Here is a 22,446-nt window from a genome sequence, read left to right as displayed (position 1 = left end):
TTTATATCTGGATGGCTGCGGAAAGGAACAAGGCGCCCGCAGGCGCCTTGTCACATATCGGGATGGCCGCTTACTGGTCCAACTCGTCCATATATTCATCCAGATTGGCATCGTCGGCCTGCTCTTGCTGAGACGCTTTTAGCTCGGTCTGCTTGCCCGTCACCTTGCCCTGGCTGTACTGCAGATAAAAGTCCTTGGTCAGCGCATAGGGGTCGAGGGAGTTGTCGATGATCCGCTCCTGATCGATCAGCTTGGCGCGTGTGCCCAGTCCATCCAGCGCCCAGTGTGCGACCTTCATAGGGAAGGTCAACAAGGCATAGGGAAAGTAGAAGCTGTCAATCGCATCGCCAACCAGCTCACGGGTGGTGGTCGGGCCGTAAACAGGCACCATGATGTAGGCACCGTCACCGATATCGGCCCTGCCCAGTACGGTATCCATCTCCAGCTTGTTGCGATCGAGGCCAGCATGTTTGGCCACATCGAAGATACCCAGCAGACCGACCGTGCTGTTGAGGGTAAAGCGTCCCAGGTTGGTGCCTGCCCCTTTCAAATCACCGGTGATCAGATGGTTCACCATGCTGCTCGGTTCATCAAAGTTGGCAACAAAGTTGGCAATGCCATCCTTCACCCCCAGCGGAATGTAACGGGCATAAGCATGTACCACAGGACGTGCCACATAGGGCTCCAGCACATCATAGTTGACCGCCCACATGGCCCGGTTGGCCCCCTGGAAGGGGTCGCGCGGATCGGCCGCCGTACTGGTGGCACCCGGATTATTCATGCCGGGATTGAGATCCAGACTCTCTGGGCCAGGCTTGGGCGGGCCACCGGCACAGCCAGCCAGCAAGAGGGCTGCCAGTATGGCCCCTGAACGAAGATACATATGATTGTCCTGACGTTTTATTTTGATTTATCAGAAGTATAGATAACCCGGCCCCCATCCAGGGGCCGGGTTATCCAAAGGCATATTAGAGGGCGTGATCGATGCGGATGTCAATCGGAGCAGCAGGGATCTCGGCCGTCTTGACCGGCACGGATACTCCTTCGAAGGCTCCTTCCTTGTTCATCACATTGCCACCGCGCGAGAGACGCGCCTTGAACTGCAGCTCCGGATAGGCCGCCAGCTTGCTGCCTTCCATCATGGCATCGCCATCCCCGAGTGACAGGGTAACAGGCAGGGTTGGCCCGGCGATACGCTTCACGGCGATGGGCATGGGCGGCCCGTTGGGCACCACGGCAAAGACAAAGAGATGGGCATCTTCCGGCAGCTGAATGCCCGCCGCCAGCGTGACGTGGATGGGGAATTCCCCCTCCTTCACCGCGAGCGGTTGTCCCTCAACTGCGCCCGCTTTGGCTGCGCCTGAATTCGTCACCTCGATGCCGCGCTGCTTGAGCTGTGCACGGGCATACTCCATGGAGCGCTCGACCATCACGTAACGGGGGGTACCTTTCTCCATCAGGGGCAACATCGCCTGCCAGCGAGCCAGCGCGGTCTGGAAATCCTCTTTTTGCAGCGCCATAAAGGCGTAGACGGAGCGCGCTTCGATATTGTCCGGATCCTGAGCGATAGCCGCCTGCAACAGGGCATCCGCCTGCGCCTCATCCCCCGTCATCATCAGCGCCTGCGCGTAGGGCACCGCCACCAGCGATTTCTGGGGAGCAAGCGTGTAGGCCCGCTCCAGCGCCTCGCTGGCCATCTCGGGGTCATTGCCATCCAGCGCCAAACGTCCCAGAAGCAACCAGCCGCGGTAGTCGTTCGGTTCATCCTTTAGGCGGGTACGCAGTGCCAGCGTGAAGTCCAGCAGATCCTGCTCGGTCACCTGGGCGTCGCGTTCCACCAAAATGCGGTTGCTCAGCTCGCCAAGACGGCTGCTGGCATCTTGCCAGCGACTCACCTCTTGCCAAGAGCCCAACTTGTAGTAGAGCCCCAGACTCACCACCAACAGCACCAGCACACCCGGGATCCAGATCAGACTCTTGCCACTGCGGGCGGTCTGCTCCACATCAGGAATATCATCCAGCAGGCTTCGTTGTAGCTCGACCAGCGAATCGGACTCTTCGGCCAAGACACCCTGATCACGCTCTTCACCAATTTCCAGCAGCCGCTGGCGATAGAGCTGTTTGTTGAGCGCCGAGCGACTGATGCTCTGTTTGCCTTCACCACGCCACAGCGGCACGACGAGCGCCAGACTCACCAGCACCAGCAAGCCCGCAATCACTATCCAAAAAGCGGTCATTGTTTCTCTTCCTCTTTGAGCAGCTCGGCCAGTCGGCGCTGCTCCTCCTCGCTCAGGGCGTTATCCAGTTGTTTTTTCACCGCAGGAGTCCGGCGACTGCGCAGCACGACCACGGCGCCACCGATCAGGATCACCAGCAGCGGGCCGAGCCAGAGGATCAGGGTGGAGGCCATCAGGGGCGGGTTATAGAGGATAAAGTTGCCGTAGCGGGCCACCATGTAATCCACGATCTCCTCTTTATCCTTGCCCTCGCGCACCATCTGGTAGGTCTTGTCGCGCAAGTCCTTGGCCAACCCCGCATTGGAGTCGGCGATATCCTGATTCTGGCACTTGGGGCAGCGCAGCTCCTTGGTCAGTTCGCGAAAGACCTGCTCCTGATTGTCGTTGTCGAAGGTGTAGACATCGATAGCGGCCATGGCCGGCGCTTGCACCACCCATCCCAGCAACAGCAGCAGGGAAGCAATAAATACTCTCATCAGGACTCCCCTCACTTCATGGCATCAAAGATGGGTTTGAGGGTCGACGCCCAGTTCTCGGGGTTGATATCCCCCACATGGCGATAGCGGATGATCCCCTTGCTGTCGATAAAGAAGGTCTCCGGCGCGCCATATACCCCGAGATCCAGCCCCAGCATGCCGTCCGGATCATAGAGGTTGACCTGATAGGGGTTGCCCAGCTCCGCCAGCCACTTGATCGCCTTGTCGCGCTCATCCTTGTAGTTCATGCCGATGATGGGAATGCCCTGCCCCGCCAGCTGTTTGAGGTAGGTGTGCTCGCCATAGCAGGTCGGGCACCAGGTGGCCCAGACGTTGAGCAGCATGGGGCGACCGGTCAGGATGGTGCGATCATGCTGTTTGCCCAGATCATAAATGTCCTGCAGGGTGAACACCGGTACCTCTTTGCCCACCATCACGGATTCAAGTTTGGTGGGATCGGAGTAGAGCCCTTTGAACAGGAACACCGCCCCCAGCAAAAAGACGATAAAGGGGATTAAAAACAACCATGTCTTTTTGTTCATGCCTTGGCCTCCTCCTCACGACGGCCGAAACGGTAACGCTTGTCGAGCATCGCCAGCACGCCACCGATGGCCATAAAGACGCCGCCGAACCAGATCCAGCGCACGAACGGCTTGTAGTAAATCCGTACCGCCCAGGCTCCGTTGTCGAGCTGCTCCCCCAGCGCCGCATAGAGATCACGAGTGATACCGGCATCGATAGCCGCTTCGGTCATCGGCATCCGGGTCACCTTGTACATCCGCTTCTCGGGCTTGAGCAGGGCGACCTGCTTGCCATTCTTGTGCACTTCCAGCACGCCCTTGAAGCCATCATAGTTGGGGCCGTTCTTCTCTTTGATCCCGGCAAAGACGAACTCATAATCGGCAAAGTGCACCCGATCCCCCGCCTGCATCCGCAGATCCTTCTCGATGCTGTAGTTCTGGGTGCAGGCGATACCGATGATGCTGACAGCCAGACCCACATGGCCGAGGATCATGGCCCAGTGGCTATTACCCAGCTTGCGCACACCGACTGCAAAACTGTGCTTGTGGGTCGCTCGCGCCCAGGTCTCCTGCACACTGGTGACGATGATCCAGGCCCCCAGACCTATCCCTACCGCCGCCCACGGCTTGAAGGTTTCGGCAAAGGCCAGCGGCAACAGCACGGCAGCGGCCAGACTCAGCACCAGCGCCACGACCACCTTGCCTCTGAGTTCCCCCAGCTCCTGACGACGCCAGCGAAACAGCGGGCCAACTCCCAGCAGCAGGGCAAACGGGATGATCAGCCAGCTATAGATGTGGTTGAAGAAGGGAGTACCGATAGAGATGCTCCCCAGCCCCAGCTCCTTGTGCACCAGCGGCAGCAAGGTACCAAGCAGCACGGTCAGCAGGCCCGCAACCAGCATGATGTTGTTGCAAAGCAGCAGGGTCTCGCGACTCCACAGCTCGTGTTTGCCGTGGCTCTTCACCTGCGAGCCTTTAAAGGCAAACAGCAGCAAGGATGAACCGATCACCGCCAGCAGGAAGCCGAGAATAAACAGGCCGCGGGTCGGGTCGGAGGCAAACGCATGCACCGACACCAGCACGCCGGAGCGCACCAGGAAGGTACCGAGCAGGCTCAGCGAGAAGGCAGAGAGGGCCAGCAGCACGGTCCACGCCTTGAAGGTGGCGCGCTTCTCGCTCACCGCCAGTGAGTGCAGCAGAGCCGTACCCGCCAGCCAGGGCATAAAGGAGGCATTTTCTACCGGATCCCAGAACCACCAGCCGCCCCAACCGAGCTCGTAGTAGGCCCACCAGGAGCCGAGCACGATGCCGAGTGTCAGGAATACCCAGGCCGCCATGGTCCAGGGGCGCGACCAGCGGGCCCAAGTCGCATCGAGCCGACCGGTCATCAGCGAGGCAATGGCAAAGGCAAACGCCACCGAGAAGCCCACATAACCCATGTAGAGCATCGGCGGATGGAAGATGAGACCCGGATCCTGCAGTAGCGGATTGAGGTCACGGCCATCGACCGGAAAATAGGGCAAGGTGCGGGTGAAGGGATCGGAGGTAAACAGCACGAACGCGGTGAAGCCGACCGAGATCAGCCCCAGCACGCCGAGTACCCGCGCCACCGCATCGAGCGGCAGACGGCGGCTGAACATGGCCACCGCTGCAGTCCAGCCACCCAGGGTCAGTACCCACAGCAGCAGGGAACCTTCATGGGCCCCCCACACCGCCGAGATGCGATAGGCGAGCGGCAGCAGGCTGTTGGAGTTAGTGGCCACATACTGCACGGTGAAGTCGTTGTCGATAAAAGCCCAGGTCAGGCAGAGAAACGACAACAGCAGAAGCAAGAACTGGGCATAGGCGAGCGGACGGGCCGCCGACATCATGCCAAGGCGCCCCCAACTGGCGCCAAGCAGCGGGTAGCTACCCAGCAGCAGGGCGGTGGCAAAGGCCAGGATCAGCGCAAACTGACCTAATTCCGGGATCATGAAGGCATTCCTTTCAATTGAACGGTGACAACAGCCGCATCACGCACGGCAGGCAAAGCGAAAAAGGCAACCACCACAGGGATCACTGCTTGGCTCCCTTCAACTGCGCCTCGGAGTACTCCGGCTTGAAGTGCATGCCGTTGGTGGCATCGGCCACTTCCGGCGGCATGTAGTTCTCATCGTGCTTGGCCAGCACCTCGAACGCCTCTACGGTCGTGGCATCCTTGAGGGTGCCCTGGGCAACAATCCCCTGCCCTTCACGGAACAGGTCCGGCAGGATGCCGTCAAACTCGACCGTCACCAGATGGCCGCCGTTATCCACCAGCTTGAAGGCCACCTTGAGGCTCTGGGGATCCCGCTGCACCGATCCCGGCACCACCAATCCACCGATGCGCAGGCGCTGCCCCTCTTCCGGCTTGATCTTGTCCGGCCCCTTCCCTTCCACCAGCTCGCTCGGGGTATAGAAGAGGTCGATATTCTGACTGAGGGCGTAGAGCACCAGCCCGCTGACGGTCGCCAGACCCAGGGTGATGGCCAGAATGATGGTGAGGCGTTTTTTTCGTCTCGGGTTCATAGGGTGTTCTCCATCTGCCGGGCCGCCTTGCGACGGGCCTCACGCGCCTGTTTGCTGCGCAACTCACCGAGCAGGCTGCGGGTTTTCATGCGGGTAGAAATGATGATGCCGACCAGACACACCAGCGTCAGGCCAAATGAGAGCCAGACATAGAAGGCGTAACCGCCCATCGCCATAAAATCACTGAAAGAGGCAAAGTGCATGCTTACTTCTCCTGCTCTGCAATCTCTTTGACCCAGGGGCGATGCCACTCCCGCATCAGGAGTTCATTGCGAAAACGCATCAGGGTCAGGGCCCCGAGAAACGCGGCAAACGCCAGGATCATGATCAACAGCGGCCAGAGCATCTCGGGTGAAATGGACGGTTTGTCAAATTTGGTGATAGTGGCCCCCTGATGCAGGGTGTTCCACCACTCTACCGAGTAGTGAATGATGGGCAGATTGATCACCCCCACCAGCGCCAGAATGCCCGCAGCACGGCCAGCAACCACCTTGTCGCTGAAGGCGTTGTAGAGGGCAATCACGCCAAGGTAGAGAAACAGCAGGATCAGCTCGGAGGTGAGCCGCGCATCCCACACCCACCAGGTTCCCCACATGGGCTTGCCCCAGGCGGCACCAGTAAAGAGGGCGATAAAGGTAAAAACGGCGCCGACCGGTGCAATGGCTGCAACCGTCATGTCCGCCATCCGCAGTTGCCACACCAGGCCGATAAAGGCGGCTACCGCCATGGTGGAGTAGGCCCCCATGGAGAGAATGGCGGAAGGCACATGGATATAGATGATCCGGAACGAATCCCCCTGCTGGTAATCCGCCGGCGCAAACGCGAGGCCCCAGACAGTACCAATCACAAACGAGATCAGACTAATCACCGCAAACCAGGGCAACAAGGTGCCTGCCAGCTGATAGGCCCGCTCCGGTTTGGCATAAGGGTGCAACCATTTCCACATAGCTCACAAAACCTTTTTGTTATTAATCGTTTGGCGAGGCCTACCATACCGACCACGGGGCAGCATCAAATACCCCGAAAGCAATAAGCGGCGCTCTCCTTGATCCATCGCAACATTATTTTTTGCAAAAAGACTCCGTTCGGAGCCAAATCCGGTTCAGCACACAGCCATCAGTTGAGGCTGACCCGCAACGCCGCCGACACAGCCAGCGGCGTCAGCGTCAAAGCCCCCACCAGCATGGCGGCCAGAATCGCAAGCTGCCCGCCATAGGGCAAGCTCATCCCCGCGGCATCGATGGCTGAGGTGGCAAAAATCAGTACCGGAATATAGAGCGGCAGGATCAGCAGACTGAGCAATACCCCGCCTTTGCGCAGCCCCACCGTCAACGCGACCCCGACCGCGCCGAGCAGGCTCAATACAGGAGTGCCAAGTGCCAGCGTCGCGACGACGGCCAGATAGGTGTTCATATCCAGCGACAGCAAAATCGCCAGCAAGGGAGAGATCAGCAGCAGCGGCAAGCCGGTCAGCAGCCAGTGAGCGACCACTTTCGCCAGCGCCAGCAAACCCAGCGGGTGCGGCATCAGCATCATCTGCTCCAGCGCGCCATCGGCAAAATCGTCGCGAAACAGTCGCTCCAGCGACAGCATGGCTGCCAATAGCGCCGCCACCCAGATAATCCCCGGGGCAATACGGGCCAGCAGCTTGGGCTCCGGGCCAATCCCTAACGGAAACAGGGTGATGACAATGAGGAAAAACCAGAGCGGATTGAGAATATCGGAACGCTGGCGCAGGGCCATCAGCAGTTCACGGTGAATAAGGTGCATAACAGCGCGCAACATGGCGTTACTCCTGCAATGTCGAGGCTAAGGGGGTCAACGAGATACTCTTCAGCCGTCCCTGCATCAGGGTCAGATCCTGATGAGTGGTGAGGATCACCATGCCGCCCCGATCGGCGTGGGCCAGAAAGAGCTGCTCGAGCACCTTGACCCCCTGCTTGTCGATGGCCGTAAAGGGTTCATCGAGGATCCAGAGCGCCGGTTTCTGTGACAGCCAGAGTCTGGCCAGGGCCACGCGGCGTTGCTGGCCGGCAGAGAGTTGCCCGGTCGGGTTCTCTTCAAAACCGGCCAGCCCTACCCGGGCCAATATCTGCCACAAGTCAGTCTCTGTTTGCTGCGGGTGATGCAACTGCTGGTAGAACTTCAGGTTTTCAAAAGGGGTCAGCGCCGCTTTGACACCGGGCTGATGACCGAGATAGAGCAGATTGGCATGATACTCATCACGACAGTGACGAATATTCTCCCCATTCCAGCACACCTCACCGGCAAACGGCTGCGACAGTCCGGTCAACAATCGCAACAGACTGGTTTTGCCAACACCGTTGGGGCCTTCAATTTGCACCAGATCGCCGGGCGCAACAGAGAAAGAGAGGTGTTCAAACAGAGTGCGATCTTCGCGCACGCAGCTCAGATTGTTAACTTGAAGCAGCATGGGGATTTTTTCAGAGAAAATGAAGCGGTCTGCATCTTAACACAGTATTGGAATACGTCTTTTCAAAGATGCAACAATTGAACTGACTGGCGACCGGGATCACAAAGAAAATGCGGTAGAAACGACCCGTTCACCGCAGTTGGGGGACAAGCGGCTGCACGCCATAAAATTCAGGAAGGCAGTTGCCTTCCTGAATCATCAAGAACGACCTTTTCGCAACGATATCAAGAGCTCGGCCTCTGCCTTTGGCAACTCGCACTCACTCATGACTTCATCAAGATCGGCGCCCAGTTCGACCATCTTGGCCGCTCGGCTGTAGAGCCTGCGCTCGGGATCCTGCAGGGTTAGCTCTTGCTGGCGATCATTGACCTGCTGCATCGCCCCTTCCACCGACTGCAGACGCTGCCCCATGCCAATGGCACCGGTATGCAGCTCCATCATCTGCTTGCGCAAGCTTTCCAGCTGACCTTGCAGCGTTGCCACACTGGCCTCGGACTCCTGCTTGCTGCGCTTGCTCTTGAACCAGATATAAGAGGCAAACACCAAGGCAATCAGGGACAACCCCAAGGCAACCATCTCGATTATCAAAACATCACCTTACTTATCAGAGGGAACCGATATCTTCCCACTCTTCATCAGAGAGCAGCTTGTTCAAGTCAACCAGGATCAGCAGTTGACCATCACGGTTGCTCACCCCCTGAATAAACTTGGCGCTCTCTTCAGTGCCGACCGCTGGTGCTGCATCGATTTCGGAAGAACGCAGGTAAACCACTTCTGCCACGCTGTCGACCATGATGCCGATCACCTGCTTCTCGGCCTCGATGATCACAATGCGGGAGTTTTCACTCACATCACCGGAGGGCAGACCAAAACGGGAACGGGTATCGATGACAGTCACCACATTGCCGCGCAGGTTGATGATCCCCAGCACGTACTCAGGCGCACCCGGCACCGGCGCAATTTCGGTGTAGCGCAACACCTCCTGAACCTGCATCACATTGATGCCGTAGGTTTCGTTTTCCAGTTGGAAGGTTACCCATTGCAGCACTTCATCTTCGGCCAGATTCTGTGCAATATTGCGCTTTTCTGTCATGTTTTTATTCCTTTTATGAAAACGTCTACTGCTAAAACTAGCAATAAAACAGCTCGATTGCAGAAGTTATCAGCGACCTTCTATGTTCACCCCACGCTCCAGCAACAGGAGCAGTTCGCGAACATGTAACAGGGCACACATTTTTTCTTTGACCATGCCAGCCAACCAGGGGCGCTTGCCCTCCTGATGACGCCACTTCACCTGATCACGGTGTAACAATTCGGTCCCTTTCAGGTGATGACACGCCAGTCCCCAAGGGGATTCACCCAGCATAATCAGATACTTGTAATCATCCATCTCGAGATGCTGACCCGGCATGACCCATTGGGCCGTATCGACCACATTCATCTTCTGCTCGCGGGAGGTCATGATCCCCTTGTACCAGCCAGGCTGGCCAAACAGGGAGGTGATCTCGCCCAACTGGTGAATCCCGCCAAGCTCGGTCAACGGCACCGCAAACGTCACGCCCGCGACTTCAAAAAAGAGGGCCTGAAACTCTTTGCCGGTATCGATATTTTCCCAAGCGACGGGTGCACTGGCCTCTACCGGAGCAACCTCCAACGCCGTCTCGGTCAGGATAGTGGTATGAGGCTCTGCAACCTCGGGAGCAAGTACTTCAGCCGGCCATTCCGGCTCAACCGGCAACAGTGACTCTTCCGCGACAATCTCCAGCGGTGCGGTGAGTGTTGCTTCATGGGTGAAGGCGTCATTCTCGAACTGGACTTGTCCCACCTGCGCCAGCAACTCACCGAGCTGGGCAAGCCGTGGATCACTTTCGAGGTAAGGTGCAGCCACCACATCAGGAACGCTCTGGGGTTGACGTTGCAATTGCAGAACCGGGGCAGATTGAACCTCTTCCACCTCATCCAGCACCAGCGGCTCATCGAGCAGCAGGGAGTGGAAATAGTCATCCATCGCCCGGACTTGAATGGTATCTCTCATGGCGTCACCTCATGAACCCGTTGCCGCTCAAGGGCATCAAGATGGTTGAGCAGCGTTTCGTATGCATAGGTTCCGCGACTCCCGGGAGAATAGATAGACGGGGGGATATGCAGCAAGCTGGCATCCCGAAACTTGGTATCAATCGGGATCACTGCATTCCACACCGAATCACCGTATTGATCCTTGATCGATTTCAAGGTCATCAGAGAGGCACGGGTGCGCTTGTCGAACATGGTCGGGATCACGGTATAACGGAACTTGTCACGCTTGGAACGCTGCATGATCTCGAATGTTTTCATCATCCGCTCCAACCCCTTGAGGGCCAGAAACTCGGTCTGGACAGGCACCAGAATGCGATCGCAGGCAGCCAGCGCGTTGACCATCATCACCCCCAGCACCGGCGGGCAATCGATCAGCACGTAATCATATTGATCCTGAATGCGCAGCAGTGCCCGCTTCAGTACCAATCCCATTCCCTCACGATTACCCATTACCCGATCAAGGGTCGCAAGGGTAATTGAGGCAGGCAGCAAATGGATATTTTCAAACTTGGTTCTGAGCGTCAGTTTATTGACAAGCTCGGCGGTCGGTTTGACAGCCTGAAACAGCTCGTAGAGAGTGCCATCCAGGCGATCGGAATCAAAATCAAGATATGCAGTCAGCGAGGCATGGGGATCGGTGTCAATCAACAGCACCCGCTGGCCACGCTGGGCCAGGATCCCGGCAAGCGAGACCACTGTGGTGGTTTTACCCACTCCACCTTTCTGGTTGGCAACCGTCCAAACAATCACTGTATCAATCCTGCCTTGTTGTTATGCGTATGCCACCACCGGGCAAGGTGATCACCTTTATCTCTCCTGCATCCACCGCTTGCTGTACCGCTGGAACCGGCTCGGCAACCACAGTGGGCGTTGCAACCACAGGTGCCGGCGGCACCCAGGCAAATTTGGAGATAGCGACCACAACCTTGCGATTCTGCAGTCTGCCCTGCTCGCTGCCGTTGTCAGCAAAGGGGGAAAACTCGCCATATGCCTCGAACGCCAGACGCTGGGGCGCAATACCATCGGCGATCAAACCATTGAGTACCGCCTCGGCCCGAGCGGCAGAAAGCGCCCAGTTAGAACGATAAATTTCATTATTTATCTGCTGGTTATCGGTATAACCCCGAACTCTTACATAGTTATCGACCGGTTTGAGAATACTTGAAAGAGTATTAATGACCGGTGCTGCATTTGGCCCCATAAAGGCGCTGCCGCTGCCAAACAACAACCCGGAGCTGAGTTCAACCGTCAGCCAGTTCTCATCTTGTGTCAGTTTGACGATACCGGCATCCACCAGCGAGCCCATGCTCTGTTGCAACTGCATATCGAGTTGCGCAAGTGTCGTGCCATCTTGCAGCACTGGCACACCAGAAATGGGAGCAAGTGAAGGAGAAGGGGACGCAGGGCTTTCCAGCAACGAGGGGGATGCAGAGACCGCATTATCCAGCAGGGAATTGCCCTGCCCCTCAAGCAAACCATGGCTCCCGGGTTGCATGACACTGAACGCCTGACTCATGCCGTCGATCACCGCGCGGTACTTGTCCTTGTTCACTAGCGCAACGGAGTAGAGCACCACGAACAGAGCAAAGATCAGCGTCATATAATCGGCATAGGAGACCAGCCAACGGTCAAGATGCTCGCGACCCTGCAAGTGCAACCGATAGCGCTTGCGCATGGCTACTCTCCTTTCAAATAGGCCCTGAGCCGACGCTCAACCTGCACACCATTTTCACCATGGGCAATAGCCAGTAGCCCTTCCAGGGTCATCTCCTGAAAAAGTGCGTAATGATAGTGAAATGCACGCAACCGGTTGGCGATCGGCAGATAAATCAGGTTGGCAAAACCCACTCCATAGATGGTTGCCACAAATGCGACTGCGATACCCGCCCCCAGCGCTGACGGATCTTCGAGATGAAACATGGCCTGGATAAGGCCCAGCACGGCACCGATGATCCCGATGGTCGGACTGTATCCCCCCATGGCTTCAAAGACCCTGGCGGCATGTTCATTGCGCTCCTGCTCGATATCGATGTCCGCTTCCAGCAGCATACGGATATCCTCTGTGGATACCCCATCGACAATCATGCCAAGCCCTTGGCGGGTAAAGTTGTCCTCCTCCTGCTCGGCCTGATTTTCAAGGGCCAGCAGCCCTTGCTGGCGTGCAAAGACGGCCCACGACTGCAACCGTTCAGCCTGCGTCGAGAGATCTTGCCTGGGAGGGGTAAAAATCCATAACAGCTGGCGCAACGCCAGCAGAATGTACTTGGCAGGAGTCTGCAATGTAACGGCACCGATAGTACCGCCCAGCACGATCAGAAAAGCAGGCCCGTCCACCAGCGTCAACAGGGAGCCACCATGCCACAACTGGGCAATAGCAATAGCCCCCAATGCCAGGAGCAGACCGAGCAAGCCCATGATTAGCGCCCCAACTCAACCAGAATGCGCTGGGCCACCTTGTCCAGAGGAAGTGATTCGCTGGCAATCCCTGCTTTGGCAACCGCTTGGGGCATCCCATATACCACGCAGGAAGCTTCATCCTGAGCCCAGATGGTAGAGCCTTGCTCTTTCAGCAGTCTGGCACCATCACGCCCATCGGCGCCCATACCGGTCAACACAATTGCCAACACCTTGTCGGCATAGGTTTTGGCCGCCGAGGCGAAGGTAATATCTACGCAAGGCTTATAGTTCACCTTGTCGTTGCCATCAATGATACGGATGCGAGCACCTGCACCACGCCCTTCCAGCAGCATCTGTTTACCACCAGGCGCCAGATAGGCATGGCCCGGTTTGAGCACATCGCCATCCTCGGCCTCCTTGACGCCAATCTGGCACAAACCATTGAGACGGGCGGCAAATGCGGCGGTGAAGGTGGCAGGCATATGCTGAATAAGCAGGATGGGATGGGGAAAATCCCCCGGCAACTTGGTCAGCACGTTTTGCAGCGCAACCGGCCCACCGGTAGAAGTACCGATCGCCACCAACTGATAAGTCTTGCCACTGCGCTTGAATGAGGCGCTTGGCACAGTGCGTTGCAGGTCCGACTGACGCTCAAGCGTTCTGGGCGCAGTGCTGCCCAGTGGCGCACGAGCAACCGGTTCAGGTGATTTGGGGCGGGCTGCAGATGTCATCAGGAAGCGCTTGCGGGAGATCTCCTTCACCCGCTGTTGCAACAGCCTGACCGCTTCGTCCTTGTCTCTGGCAATGTCCTCAAACTTCTTGGGCAAAAAGTCGAGGGCTCCGGCGTCCAGTGCATCCAGCGTCGCCTTGGCCCCTTCATGGGTCAGGGAGGAGAACATCAGAATGGGAGTCGGACACTTGGCCATGATCTCGCGCACCGCACTGATGCCATCCATCACGGGCATCTCGATGTCCATGGTGATCACATCAGGGCGCAGCGACATCGCCTTGTCCACCGCTTCACGTCCATTCTGGGCCGTGTCGATCACCGTCAGCATGGGATCCTGATTGATGATTTCACTCACCCGACGGCGAAAGAAGCTCGAATCGTCGACAACTAATACCTTGACTGCCATTGTTATTTTTCTAACTCCTTGGGCCTGAGCTATTAATGTCTACGCGCATATGCTTTGAGCAGACTCGGCACATCCAAAATAAGAGCAATCCCGCCATCGCTGGTAATCGTCGCTCCGGCCATCCCCGGCGTACCTTGCAGCAGGTTATCGAGTGGCTTGATCACCACCTCTTCCTGACCAATCAGGCTGTCTACCACAAATCCGATTTGCTGAGTGCCAATCTGCACGATCACCACATGCCCGGTATCCTGACGCGAACGCTTGTTTGAACCACGGATCAACCATTTGTGCAGATAGAAGAGCGGTATCGCCTTCTCACGCACAATGATGGTGAGCTGGCCATCAACCATGTTGGCCTTTTTCAGATCCAGATGGAAAATCTCGTTCACGCAACCAAGGGGCAACGCGAAGGTCTGCTCACCCACTTCCACCATCAGGGTCGGCAGGATCGCCAGCGTCAACGGAACCTTGATTTCGAGACGGGTACCTTTCCCCCAGGTGGAGTCGATGTGCACCGAGCCATTAAGACTGACAATGCTGGTTTTAACCACGTCCATCCCGACGCCACGACCTGAGATGTCCGAGATCTCGGCCTTGGTCGAAAAGCCTGGGGCAAAGATCAGGTTATAGGCATCGTTGTCGCTCATGCGAGCGGCAGTATCTGCATCCAGAACACCGCGACTGATTGCGATGGACTTGAGCTTCTCAGGATCCATTCCTGCGCCATCGTCCTCGATGCAAAGCAGGATATGGTCACCTTGCTGGGAAGCGCTAAGGGTAATCGTCCCTTGCCGCGGTTTACCCGCTTTCTCCCGCACATCCGGCATTTCTACCCCGTGATCGCAGGAGTTGCGAACAAGGTGGACAAGAGGATCGGCAAGCGCCTCCACCAGGTTTTTATCAAGATCGGTCTCCTCCCCCACCATCACCAGCTCAATATCTTTCTTGAGGGTCCTGGCCAGGTCACGCACAACGCGAGGGAAACGACCAAACACTTTCTTGATGGGCTGCATGCGGGTTTTCATCACCGCACCTTGCAGGTCAGCCGTTACCACATCCAGATTGGCAACAGCCTTTGACATCTCTTCATCATTGCTGGCGATACCAAGGCTAACCAAGCGGTTACGTACCAGTACCAGCTCACCCACCATATTCATGATGACATCGAGGGTCTTGGTATCCACCCGAACGGTGGTATCGCTCTGTACCGCACTGCTTTCAGCTGGCGCTGGTGCGGCCTTGGCTGCGGGAGCGGGTGCCTTGGCTGCTTCTGCGGGTTTTGCCGGTGCTGCCGGTGCGGGTTTCGCTACAGGGGCTGCCGGTTTGGGCGGCGTCACTGCGGCAGGTGCGGCAGGTGCGGCAGGTGCGGCAGGTGCGGCAGGTGCCATCGTACTCTGCGGCCCCTGGCCGCGACCATGCAATTCATCAAGCAGACGCTCAAACTCATCATCATCGATAAGCTCGTCCACCTCTTTTTGCACGGACTTCAAGGGGTTAACCTCTGGCGCCCCCATGTGCTGGCCCTGACCATGAAGCTGATCCAGCAAGGCCTCAAACTCATCATCGGTAATATCACCAGAGCCGCCAATAACAGGAGGGGCTGTTGTCGTTTTGGTGGGTGTACCACCCACGCCATGAAGTTCATCCAGCAGACGCTCGAATTCATCCGCAGAAATCTCGTCGATCGATCCACCACCATTGACAGGTGCTGGCTCACTGCTGACGATGACGGGCTCGACAATTTCGGGGGCAACCTCGACGATCGGTGCAACAGGTTCCGGCTCGGCAGCACCAACAGAGCTGGTAGCAGTACGCAACTGCTCTTCACCTTCAGGCTTGCACAGCTCATGGAGGTCATGAAGCAAATCATCCGACGCAGGGCTAGGCGCTTCGCGATTTTGAACTTGGGTGAACATGACATTAATGGCATCCAGCGCTTGCAGGATCACATCCATCAGTTCGGCGGTCACGGTTCGCTTGCCATTGCGCAAGATGTCGAACACGTTTTCCGCACCGTGACATACATCAACCAGTTCACCGAGCGACAGGAAGCCGGCCCCCCCTTTCACGGTATGGAAACCACGAAAGATGGCATTCAACAGGTTCTTGTCATCGGGCCGCTTTTCCAAGTCGACCAGTTGTTCAGACAACTGTTCCAATATTTCGGATGCTTCGACCAGAAAGTCTTGCAGTATGTCTTCATCAACTTCGAAGGCCATGCGTCACTCCATTAAAATCCCAGGCTAGACAGCAGATCGTCCACATCATCCTGACCATTAACCACATCGGCGCGAGCCTCTGGGTTCATGATGGGGCCTTCTGCTTCAATCCCGTTAACAGGAAGAGTACGGGTTGAATGCTCAGCAGATGCCTCACCAAACATGGTCAGCATTTCTATTAATTTTGTTTCAACTTCCTGAACAAGCTTGATGACCTTGCGGATCATCTGCCCTGTCAAATCCTGAAAATCTTGCGCCATCAGGATTTCTGTCAGCAGCTGTCGTAATTTATCGGCGTCTAACTCTGAAGCCTTAATAAAATCATCAAGTTGGTGACACAAAGCTTTGAACTGTCCCACGCTCATGTCACGGGACATCAAGGCATTCCAGTTCGGCATCACCAGCTGGATATTGTCATTCAGGCGATCCGCTATCGGCAAACTGGCTTCCACTGCATCCATAGTGCGATTGGCCGCCTTGTCGGTCATATCGATAACGTAACTCAAGCGCTCCCGTGCATCGGGAATGTCATGAGTGGCCAAATCAGGAATGCGCGGGTCAAGACGAAATTCTTGCAGTGAATTATGCAGTTGCCGAGTCAGCTGACCTACTTTATCAAACAGATCGGCTGCGTTGGGGGCACATACTTCGGCAAGCAGTTCATCGGCCAGTTCAAATTCGCCCTGCTCCAGATGAGCTACAAGCATCCTTGCCTGGTCGAGCGAAATCATTGCTCTCGTTTTGGCCATCATCCCAGCAGCTCCTTAGCCAATTCGTTCGAAAATTTTATCGAGTTTTTCTTTAAGTGTTGCTGCGGTGAAAGGCTTGACGATGTAACCGTTGACGCCAGCTTGCGCGGCCTCGATGATCTGCTCACGCTTGGCTTCAGCCGTTACCATCAGTACCGGCAGATGCTTGAGCTTGTCATCGACGCGAATAGCTTTAAGCAGGTCGATACCTTGCATGCCAGGCATGTTCCAGTCGGTAACCACAAACTGAAAATCACCATTTTTCAGCATCGGCAGCGCTGTATTGCCGTCATCCGCCTCATGGGTATTGTTGAATCCCAAGTCGCGCAGCAAGTTCTTGATAATCCGGCGCATCGTTGAAAAATCGTCAACAATGAGGATTTTCATGTTCTTGTCCAAAATTCCCTCCTAAATAGCCACCAGAGTGGCTCACTTACATGATGCTAAAAACGGGTTGTGTCGTGCGAATTATGCCTTAGAGTTTCATCTCAGTGTAGCCAGTACAAACACTTATAGATGCCAATCTCTCAAACGAGCGCGTAATCTGTGCATCGCCTGACTATGGATCTGACTCACACGCGACTCGCTCACATTCAAAACTTCGCCAATTTCGCGCAAATTCAGCTCTTCATCGTAGTAAAGAGAGAGAACCAAAGCTTCTCTCTCTGGTAAACGACCAATTTGCTCAGATAATTGAATTTGAAATCGCTCGGCAGCCAATTCATCGAATCCGGAGCCTGACGGGGCATCATCGGGATTACCGATGACATCCTCACTGACACCCAAATCCTCGATGCCGATAATTTTGCCGCAAGAGACATCCTGCAACATAACGTGGTAGTCGGTGATGGAGACCCCCATCTGGGCGGCAACCTCGGTATCCCGCGCGTCACGCCCATGAGCCTGTTCAACATTCTCGATCGCTTCTGCGATAGCCCGGCTGTTGCGATGCACTGAGCGGGGCACCCAGTCACCACGCCGGATCTCATCCAGCATGGCGCCACGGATGCGGATCCCGGCATACGTCTCGAAGCTGGCACCCTTGCTACCGTCAAAGTTACGGGAGGCTTCAAGCAGCCCAATCATACCTGCCTGGATCAGGTCATCCAGCAAGACACTGCTGGGCAGGCGAGCCAACAAATGCTGGGCAATCCGCTTGACCAGGGGAGCATGACGCTCCACCAGCACGTAGGAATCCTGATGACGCAAGTACGCTTGGGCTTTATTCACGGGAACCTTCCTGTGTTGTGGCCGGTTTCTGCAACAAATTTTCCAGGAAAAACTCCAGATGGCCGCCTGGCTGGTTGGGAACCGGCCAGCTCGCAGCCTTGTTGGCAAGGGCCCGGAACGCCAGCGCGGCCGGCGACTTGGGAAACGCCTCGACAATCAATTTTTGCTTGCGCACGGCTGCACGCAGATTGGTGTCATAAGGTACACAGGCAACCAGTTCCAGCGAGGTATCGAGGAAACGATCCGTGACCCGGGTCAGCTTGGCAAAGAGCTCCTGCCCCTCGCGCAGGCTGCGCACCATATTGGCCACCACCTTGAAGCGGAACACGCCGTGATCCTTGGAGAGGATCTTGATGAGTGCGTAAGCATCTGTGATGGAGGTTGGCTCGTCACAGACCACCACCATGATGTCCTGAGCGGCACGGGTGAAGCTCAACACCATGTCGGAGATACCCGCCGCCGTATCCACCATCAGAATGTCGACCTGGGTCTTCATCTCGCTGAAGGCGCGGATAAGCTCGGCATGCTGCACCGGCGAAAGCTCGACCATCGACTGGGTGCCCGAGGTCGCAGGCACAATCATCATGCCGTAGGGACCCTCGACGATGATGTCGTCGATGGTGCATTCACCAGCCAGCACGTGAGAGAGGTTGCGATGAACCCGCAGCCCCAGCATGACGTCGACGTTCGCCAGACCCAGGTCGGCATCCAGTACCATCACCCGCTTGCCTTGGGCTGCCATGGCTCCGGCCACGTTCAGGGTCACGTTGGTTTTGCCCACGCCACCTTTGCCACCGGACACGGCGATTACTTTTACTCGATTGTTTTGACGCATTTTGCGCAGACCACTCGCCTGATCCATATACATGTTACTCATAAAACTCCGAATCTTCGGCCTCGCCAAAGCCTGCGCCCCAGAAATAGGGCTCATCTGTTTCTCGCTCCAGCGAGCCCATGGCCGCTCCGACGAGCTGCGCCGCATTGGCAACCTGAATATCTTCCGGAACCCTTTGCCCGTCAGTGATATAGCTGATGGGCAAAGCATTCTGGATACACACGTTAATCACTTCGCCCAGATTCAGACTTTCATCCAATTTGGTAAGTATGCAGCCGCTTAATGGAATACGCCGGAAATGGTCCACCGCCTCCTGCATCACCCGACGCTGGGAGGTTGCCGACATCACCAGATAGCTGCGGATCCGCACCTTGGCATTTTTGACTAGGGTATCGAGCTGCTCGGTCAGGCGGATATCCCGCTGACCCACCCCGGCCGTATCGATAAGTACCAGCCGACGGTGGCGGAACTGATAAAGCGCATTGGCCAGCTCTTCAGCATCACGCACCTGGCGTACCGGGCAACCCATGATGCGGCCATAGGTCTGCAGCTGTTCATGAGCACCGATCCGGTAGTTGTCGGTGGTGATCAGCGCCACCTGCTCGGCGCCATACTTCATGGCGAAACGGGCCGCGAGCTTGGCGATGGTGGTGGTTTTGCCCACCCCGGTCGGACCAAGCAGCGCAACCGCGCCGCCCTGACGCAAAATCTCGTCTTCGCTGATCTTGAGCTGGGCCGTCAGCACCTCGGCCAACTGGGCCATCGCCTGATGGATGGACATATCTTCGGGGATCAGTCCCGCCAGTTGATCGGCAAACGCATCGTCAAAGCCCAACTTCTTGAGCTCTTTGATCAGCAGGGCCCGCATCGGTTCGCGGCGCTCCACCTCTTGCCACATCAGACCGGAGATCTGGTGCTCCAGCAATTTGCGGATGCTGGCCATCTCCTTGCGCATCCCCTCCATCTCCTGATCCCGCTGGGCAGGTTGAGGAGCACGCTGACCGGAGGCAACCCGGGCCTTGGGCTTGGCAGGTTCCGGGGCTGCGCCCCACTGCCCCTGCTCGGCCAAGGTTCTGGGCGCTGCATTGGCAGCAGCCAGACCGGCCGATTGGGTGTTGCCCATTGGCGCCGCATTGCCCGGCTTGAGCTTCTGCTGGCGTGCCAGCAAGGCGGCCAGGGTATCGGCATAATGTTCGTTCTGCTCCTTCGCCGGCGTCGGCTCGGGGCGGATCATCTGCCGTGCGGCAGACGAAATATTGACGCTCTCATCGTTCAGCTGACGGCGAACCGGCGCATCTTTGGGCCCCGGAACCTGGGATTGATAATCGACTGCGGCGACTATCTCTACCCCTCCGGTGACTTTTTTGTTGGACATGATGACGGCGTCAGGCCCGAGAGTCTCCTTGACCTCGGCCAGAGCCGTTCGCATGTCCTTGGCAAAAAACCGCTTAATCTTCACCCGTCGTCTCCGCTAACTAGTTCTGCCCCACCGCACTGACGATGCGAATCTGCTTATCGTCGGGCACTTCCTGATAAGACAGAACGCGCAATCCAGGAATGGCATTCTTCACAAACTTGGCCAGGGTATTGCGCAAGATCCCCGATGTCAGCAGCACGGCAGGTTGACCTTCCAACTCTTGCCGCTGTGTGGCCTCCACCAGTGAGCGCTGCATCCGCTCCGCCAAGCCCGGTTCAATACCGGCACCATCACCGCCACCTGCCTGCAGGGATTGATGCAATATACGTTCCAATTCCGGCGCCAAGGTAATCACCGGCAACTCCGGATCCGGGCCTGCAATCTCCTGCACAATCAGGCGACGCAGGGCAATCCGGCAAGCGGCGGTGAGCACTTCCGGATCCGGACTGCGCGGCGCGTATTCAACCAGGGTCTGCAGGATAGTGCGCATATCGCGGATTGGCACGCCTTCATTGAGCAAATTCTGCAATACCTTCACCAGGTTACCCATGCTGATCACTTCCGGCACCAGCCCTTCGACCAGCTTGCTCTGATGTTTGCCAATCATGTCCAGCAGCTGTTGTACCTCGTCATGACCCAGCAACAGTGCAGCATGGTTGGTCAGGATCTGGCTCAGATGGGTAGCCACCACGGTCGCGGTATCCACCACCGTATAACCCAGTGTCTGTGCCTGAGAGACCATCTCCTTGGCAACCCAGACCGCTTCCAGCCCGAAGGCGGGATCGCGGGTGGCTATCCCCTGGATCTGGCCAAATACCTGCCCCGGATTGATAGCCATCTCTTTATCATGGTAGACATTGGCCTCGCCGGTACTGACCCCCATCAAGGTGATGCGATATTGGTTTGGCGCCAGATCCAGATTGTCGCGAATGTGCACGGCCGGGACCAGGAAGCCCAGCTCTTGCGAGAGTTTCTTGCGTACCCCTTTGATCCGGTTGAGCAGCTCACCACCCTGATTGCGATCTACCAGCGGGATCAGCTGATAGCCTACTTCAAGCCCGATGATGTCCACCGGCATCACATCGTCCCAACTCAGCTCTTTCTGCTCATGAGGCTGTTCGGCAGTGGCAGGCAACAGCTCGCCCTTGGCCGCTTTGGCGGCCGCCAGTTTCTCGCGGCGCAGCAGCCACCAGGCTCCGGCGGCCGAGAGAGCCCCCAAACTCAGGAAGGCAAAATGCGGCATCCCCGGCACCAGCCCCATCATCAGCAGAATGCCGGCAGAGATGATCAGCGCCTTGGGATTATCAAACAGCTGACCCAGTACCGCAGTCCCCATGTCCTGATCGGTATTCTGACGGGTCACTATGATGGCGGCGGCGATGGAGAGCAGCAGGGAGGGGATCTGCGCCACCAGACCGTCACCGATGGCCAGCAGGGTATAGATTTCGGCAGACTCGCTGAAGGTCAGCTGGTGCTGCATCATCCCGATGATGAAGCCACCAATGATGTTGATAAAGAGGATCATGATGCCCGCGATAGCATCCCCTTTGACAAACTTTGAGGCACCGTCCATGGAGCCGTAAAAGTCGGCTTCCTGGGTCACATCCTGGCGACGCTTCTTCGCCTCTTCCTGATTGATGAGGCCGGCGTTCAAATCGGCATCGATAGCCATCTGTTTGCCCGGCATCGCATCAAGGGTAAAACGGGCACTCACTTCCGCGATCCGCCCGGCACCCTTGGTGATCACCACAAAGTTGATGATCATCAGGATGGTAAAAACGATGATGCCGACCGCATAGTTGCCGCCGATCACCACGTTGCCGAACGCCTCGATCACATGGCCCGCAGCGGCAGTACCATTATGGCCTTCCAGCAACACCACCCGGGTCGAAGCGACGTTCAACGCCAATCGCAGCAAGGTAGCGAGCAACAGTACGGTCGGGAAGGCAGCAAATTCGAGGGGGCGCCGGGTATAGACGGCCACCAGCAGTATCACGATGGAGAGGGCAATGTTGAAGGAGAAGAGCACATCCAGCATCAACGGCGGGATGGGCAACACCACCATGCCGAGCGCAGCCAATACCAGCAGAGGGGTACCAAGGCCTTTGCCCAATACTCCACGGTACTCTTTGAACTGGCCCAATACTGCCTTGAATTCCATCGCGCTTCTCA

Annotated in this window: 24 protein-coding genes; all 24 read right to left on the bottom strand. The window is 57.0% G+C overall.

The genetic code is table 11. The features are described 5' to 3' along the window. Positions 1-70 precede the first annotated feature (70 nt). Positions 71-883 carry an MlaA family lipoprotein gene (locus tag OKC27_RS12595; RefSeq protein WP_182969455.1) on the bottom strand — a complete coding sequence of 271 codons (813 nt, stop codon included), beginning with the start codon at positions 881-883 and terminating at the stop codon, positions 71-73. A gap of 85 nt (positions 884-968) precedes the next feature. Then, positions 969-2,237: a c-type cytochrome biogenesis protein CcmI gene (gene ccmI, locus OKC27_RS12590; RefSeq protein WP_270806349.1), complete on the bottom strand. Its 1,269-nt coding sequence runs from the start codon at positions 2,235-2,237 to the stop codon at positions 969-971. Next, a complete protein-coding gene (locus OKC27_RS12585; RefSeq protein ID WP_270806348.1) occupies positions 2,234-2,713 on the bottom strand; it encodes a cytochrome c-type biogenesis protein in 480 nt (159 codons plus the stop codon). Before OKC27_RS12585 ends, ccmI begins: the two co-directional genes overlap by 4 nt. Positions 2,714-2,724: 11 nt before the next feature. After that, positions 2,725-3,255 (bottom strand): DsbE family thiol:disulfide interchange protein, encoded by a 531-nt coding sequence (locus OKC27_RS12580; RefSeq protein WP_108541339.1) that lies wholly within the window; start codon positions 3,253-3,255, stop codon positions 2,725-2,727. Beyond that, positions 3,252-5,207, bottom strand: a complete 1,956-nt coding sequence (locus tag OKC27_RS12575; protein ID WP_270806347.1) for a heme lyase CcmF/NrfE family subunit — start codon at positions 5,205-5,207, stop codon at positions 3,252-3,254. Before OKC27_RS12575 ends, OKC27_RS12580 begins: the two co-directional genes overlap by 4 nt. An 82-nt stretch (positions 5,208-5,289) precedes the next feature. Further along, positions 5,290-5,781: a cytochrome c maturation protein CcmE gene (ccmE, locus tag OKC27_RS12570; RefSeq protein WP_042658721.1), complete on the bottom strand. Its 492-nt coding sequence runs from the start codon at positions 5,779-5,781 to the stop codon at positions 5,290-5,292. Next, the gene (gene ccmD / locus OKC27_RS12565; RefSeq protein WP_042658720.1) at positions 5,778-5,984 is read right to left on the bottom strand and encodes a heme exporter protein CcmD; all 207 of its coding nucleotides are present in this window, start codon (positions 5,982-5,984) and stop codon (positions 5,778-5,780) included. The genes ccmE and ccmD overlap by 4 nt, the downstream gene beginning before the upstream one ends. A gap of 2 nt (positions 5,985-5,986) precedes the next feature. Next, positions 5,987-6,727, bottom strand: a complete 741-nt coding sequence (locus OKC27_RS12560; protein ID WP_234603705.1) for a heme ABC transporter permease — start codon at positions 6,725-6,727, stop codon at positions 5,987-5,989. Positions 6,728-6,897: 170 nt separating this feature from the next. Next, positions 6,898-7,566: a heme exporter protein CcmB gene (gene ccmB, locus OKC27_RS12555; RefSeq protein WP_005353658.1), complete on the bottom strand. Its 669-nt coding sequence runs from the start codon at positions 7,564-7,566 to the stop codon at positions 6,898-6,900. Between the two features lie 4 nt (positions 7,567-7,570). After that, positions 7,571-8,215 (bottom strand): cytochrome c biogenesis heme-transporting ATPase CcmA, encoded by a 645-nt coding sequence (ccmA, locus tag OKC27_RS12550; protein WP_234603693.1) that lies wholly within the window; start codon positions 8,213-8,215, stop codon positions 7,571-7,573. 198 nt (positions 8,216-8,413) lie between these two features. Further along, entirely contained in the window at positions 8,414-8,791 is a 378-nt protein-coding gene (locus OKC27_RS12545) for a DUF2802 domain-containing protein (protein ID WP_042011720.1), read from the bottom strand. A 28-nt stretch (positions 8,792-8,819) separates the two neighbouring features. Beyond that, the gene (locus tag OKC27_RS12540; RefSeq protein ID WP_005298836.1) at positions 8,820-9,308 is read right to left on the bottom strand and encodes a chemotaxis protein CheW; all 489 of its coding nucleotides are present in this window, start codon (positions 9,306-9,308) and stop codon (positions 8,820-8,822) included. A gap of 69 nt (positions 9,309-9,377) precedes the next feature. Further along, positions 9,378-10,250, bottom strand: a complete 873-nt coding sequence (locus OKC27_RS12535) for a chemotaxis protein CheW (protein WP_270806346.1) — start codon at positions 10,248-10,250, stop codon at positions 9,378-9,380. Further along, the gene (locus OKC27_RS12530) at positions 10,247-11,041 is read right to left on the bottom strand and encodes a ParA family protein (RefSeq protein ID WP_042060512.1); all 795 of its coding nucleotides are present in this window, start codon (positions 11,039-11,041) and stop codon (positions 10,247-10,249) included. Before OKC27_RS12530 ends, OKC27_RS12535 begins: the two co-directional genes overlap by 4 nt. Before the next feature lie 4 nt (positions 11,042-11,045). After that, positions 11,046-11,966 carry a flagellar motor protein MotB gene (locus OKC27_RS12525; protein ID WP_270806345.1) on the bottom strand — a complete coding sequence of 307 codons (921 nt, stop codon included), beginning with the start codon at positions 11,964-11,966 and terminating at the stop codon, positions 11,046-11,048. 2 nt (positions 11,967-11,968) lie between these two features. Next, a complete protein-coding gene (locus OKC27_RS12520) occupies positions 11,969-12,706 on the bottom strand; it encodes a flagellar motor protein (protein ID WP_234603677.1) in 738 nt (245 codons plus the stop codon). A 2-nt stretch (positions 12,707-12,708) separates the two neighbouring features. Then, the gene (locus OKC27_RS12515; RefSeq protein ID WP_182937955.1) at positions 12,709-13,824 is read right to left on the bottom strand and encodes a protein-glutamate methylesterase/protein-glutamine glutaminase; all 1,116 of its coding nucleotides are present in this window, start codon (positions 13,822-13,824) and stop codon (positions 12,709-12,711) included. 32 nt (positions 13,825-13,856) lie between these two features. Then, entirely contained in the window at positions 13,857-16,043 is a 2,187-nt protein-coding gene (locus OKC27_RS12510; protein ID WP_270806344.1) for a chemotaxis protein CheA, read from the bottom strand. 11 nt (positions 16,044-16,054) lie between these two features. Beyond that, the gene (locus tag OKC27_RS12505) at positions 16,055-16,795 is read right to left on the bottom strand and encodes a protein phosphatase CheZ (RefSeq protein WP_234603663.1); all 741 of its coding nucleotides are present in this window, start codon (positions 16,793-16,795) and stop codon (positions 16,055-16,057) included. Between the two features lie 12 nt (positions 16,796-16,807). Then, positions 16,808-17,179 carry a chemotaxis response regulator CheY gene (gene cheY, locus OKC27_RS12500; protein ID WP_005298814.1) on the bottom strand — a complete coding sequence of 124 codons (372 nt, stop codon included), beginning with the start codon at positions 17,177-17,179 and terminating at the stop codon, positions 16,808-16,810. A 123-nt stretch (positions 17,180-17,302) separates the two neighbouring features. Beyond that, entirely contained in the window at positions 17,303-18,022 is a 720-nt protein-coding gene (locus OKC27_RS12495) for an RNA polymerase sigma factor FliA (protein WP_139408473.1), read from the bottom strand. Then, positions 18,015-18,890, bottom strand: a complete 876-nt coding sequence (locus tag OKC27_RS12490) for a MinD/ParA family protein (RefSeq protein WP_042011658.1) — start codon at positions 18,888-18,890, stop codon at positions 18,015-18,017. Before OKC27_RS12490 ends, OKC27_RS12495 begins: the two co-directional genes overlap by 8 nt. Position 18,891: 1 nt before the next feature. Continuing rightward, positions 18,892-20,316 carry a flagellar biosynthesis protein FlhF gene (gene flhF, locus OKC27_RS12485; protein ID WP_111807805.1) on the bottom strand — a complete coding sequence of 475 codons (1,425 nt, stop codon included), beginning with the start codon at positions 20,314-20,316 and terminating at the stop codon, positions 18,892-18,894. Between the two features lie 16 nt (positions 20,317-20,332). Next, a complete protein-coding gene (flhA, locus tag OKC27_RS12480) occupies positions 20,333-22,435 on the bottom strand; it encodes a flagellar biosynthesis protein FlhA (RefSeq protein WP_139708769.1) in 2,103 nt (700 codons plus the stop codon). Between the last annotated feature and the right edge of the window lie 11 nt (positions 22,436-22,446).

Source organism: Aeromonas sp. QDB62 (assembly GCF_027705695.1).
Taxonomy (GTDB): domain Bacteria; phylum Pseudomonadota; class Gammaproteobacteria; order Enterobacterales; family Aeromonadaceae; genus Aeromonas; species Aeromonas allosaccharophila.
Note: the sequence above shows the minus strand (reverse complement) of the source record. Positions and strands in the feature narration are given on the sequence as shown.

What these genes read in the sequence shown, in the direction of transcription:
- OKC27_RS12515 (WP_182937955.1), bottom strand. Translation starts at nt 13,824, where the DNA reads ATGGCAGTCAAGGTATTAGTTGTCGACGATTCGAGCTTCTTTCGCCGT.
- cheY (WP_005298814.1), bottom strand. Translation starts at nt 17,179, where the DNA reads ATGAAAATCCTCATTGTTGACGATTTTTCAACGATGCGCCGGATTATC.
- OKC27_RS12560 (WP_234603705.1), bottom strand. Translation starts at nt 6,727, where the DNA reads ATGTGGAAATGGTTGCACCCTTATGCCAAACCGGAGCGGGCCTATCAG.
- flhA (WP_139708769.1), bottom strand. Translation starts at nt 22,435, where the DNA reads ATGGAATTCAAGGCAGTATTGGGCCAGTTCAAAGAGTACCGTGGAGTA.
- OKC27_RS12505 (WP_234603663.1), bottom strand. Translation starts at nt 16,795, where the DNA reads ATGATGGCCAAAACGAGAGCAATGATTTCGCTCGACCAGGCAAGGATG.
- OKC27_RS12490 (WP_042011658.1), bottom strand. Translation starts at nt 18,890, where the DNA reads ATGTATATGGATCAGGCGAGTGGTCTGCGCAAAATGCGTCAAAACAAT.
- OKC27_RS12520 (WP_234603677.1), bottom strand. Translation starts at nt 12,706, where the DNA reads ATGGGCTTGCTCGGTCTGCTCCTGGCATTGGGGGCTATTGCTATTGCC.
- ccmI (WP_270806349.1), bottom strand. Translation starts at nt 2,237, where the DNA reads ATGACCGCTTTTTGGATAGTGATTGCGGGCTTGCTGGTGCTGGTGAGT.
- ccmD (WP_042658720.1), bottom strand. Translation starts at nt 5,984, where the DNA reads ATGCACTTTGCCTCTTTCAGTGATTTTATGGCGATGGGCGGTTACGCC.
- ccmE (WP_042658721.1), bottom strand. Translation starts at nt 5,781, where the DNA reads ATGAACCCGAGACGAAAAAAACGCCTCACCATCATTCTGGCCATCACC.
- OKC27_RS12535 (WP_270806346.1), bottom strand. Translation starts at nt 10,250, where the DNA reads ATGAGAGATACCATTCAAGTCCGGGCGATGGATGACTATTTCCACTCC.
- OKC27_RS12585 (WP_270806348.1), bottom strand. Translation starts at nt 2,713, where the DNA reads ATGAGAGTATTTATTGCTTCCCTGCTGCTGTTGCTGGGATGGGTGGTG.
- OKC27_RS12575 (WP_270806347.1), bottom strand. Translation starts at nt 5,207, where the DNA reads ATGATCCCGGAATTAGGTCAGTTTGCGCTGATCCTGGCCTTTGCCACC.
- OKC27_RS12510 (WP_270806344.1), bottom strand. Translation starts at nt 16,043, where the DNA reads ATGGCCTTCGAAGTTGATGAAGACATACTGCAAGACTTTCTGGTCGAA.
- OKC27_RS12525 (WP_270806345.1), bottom strand. Translation starts at nt 11,966, where the DNA reads ATGCGCAAGCGCTATCGGTTGCACTTGCAGGGTCGCGAGCATCTTGAC.
- OKC27_RS12540 (WP_005298836.1), bottom strand. Translation starts at nt 9,308, where the DNA reads ATGACAGAAAAGCGCAATATTGCACAGAATCTGGCCGAAGATGAAGTG.
- OKC27_RS12580 (WP_108541339.1), bottom strand. Translation starts at nt 3,255, where the DNA reads ATGAACAAAAAGACATGGTTGTTTTTAATCCCCTTTATCGTCTTTTTG.
- ccmA (WP_234603693.1), bottom strand. Translation starts at nt 8,215, where the DNA reads ATGCTGCTTCAAGTTAACAATCTGAGCTGCGTGCGCGAAGATCGCACT.
- OKC27_RS12595 (WP_182969455.1), bottom strand. Translation starts at nt 883, where the DNA reads ATGTATCTTCGTTCAGGGGCCATACTGGCAGCCCTCTTGCTGGCTGGC.
- OKC27_RS12545 (WP_042011720.1), bottom strand. Translation starts at nt 8,791, where the DNA reads ATGGTTGCCTTGGGGTTGTCCCTGATTGCCTTGGTGTTTGCCTCTTAT.
- ccmB (WP_005353658.1), bottom strand. Translation starts at nt 7,566, where the DNA reads ATGTTGCGCGCTGTTATGCACCTTATTCACCGTGAACTGCTGATGGCC.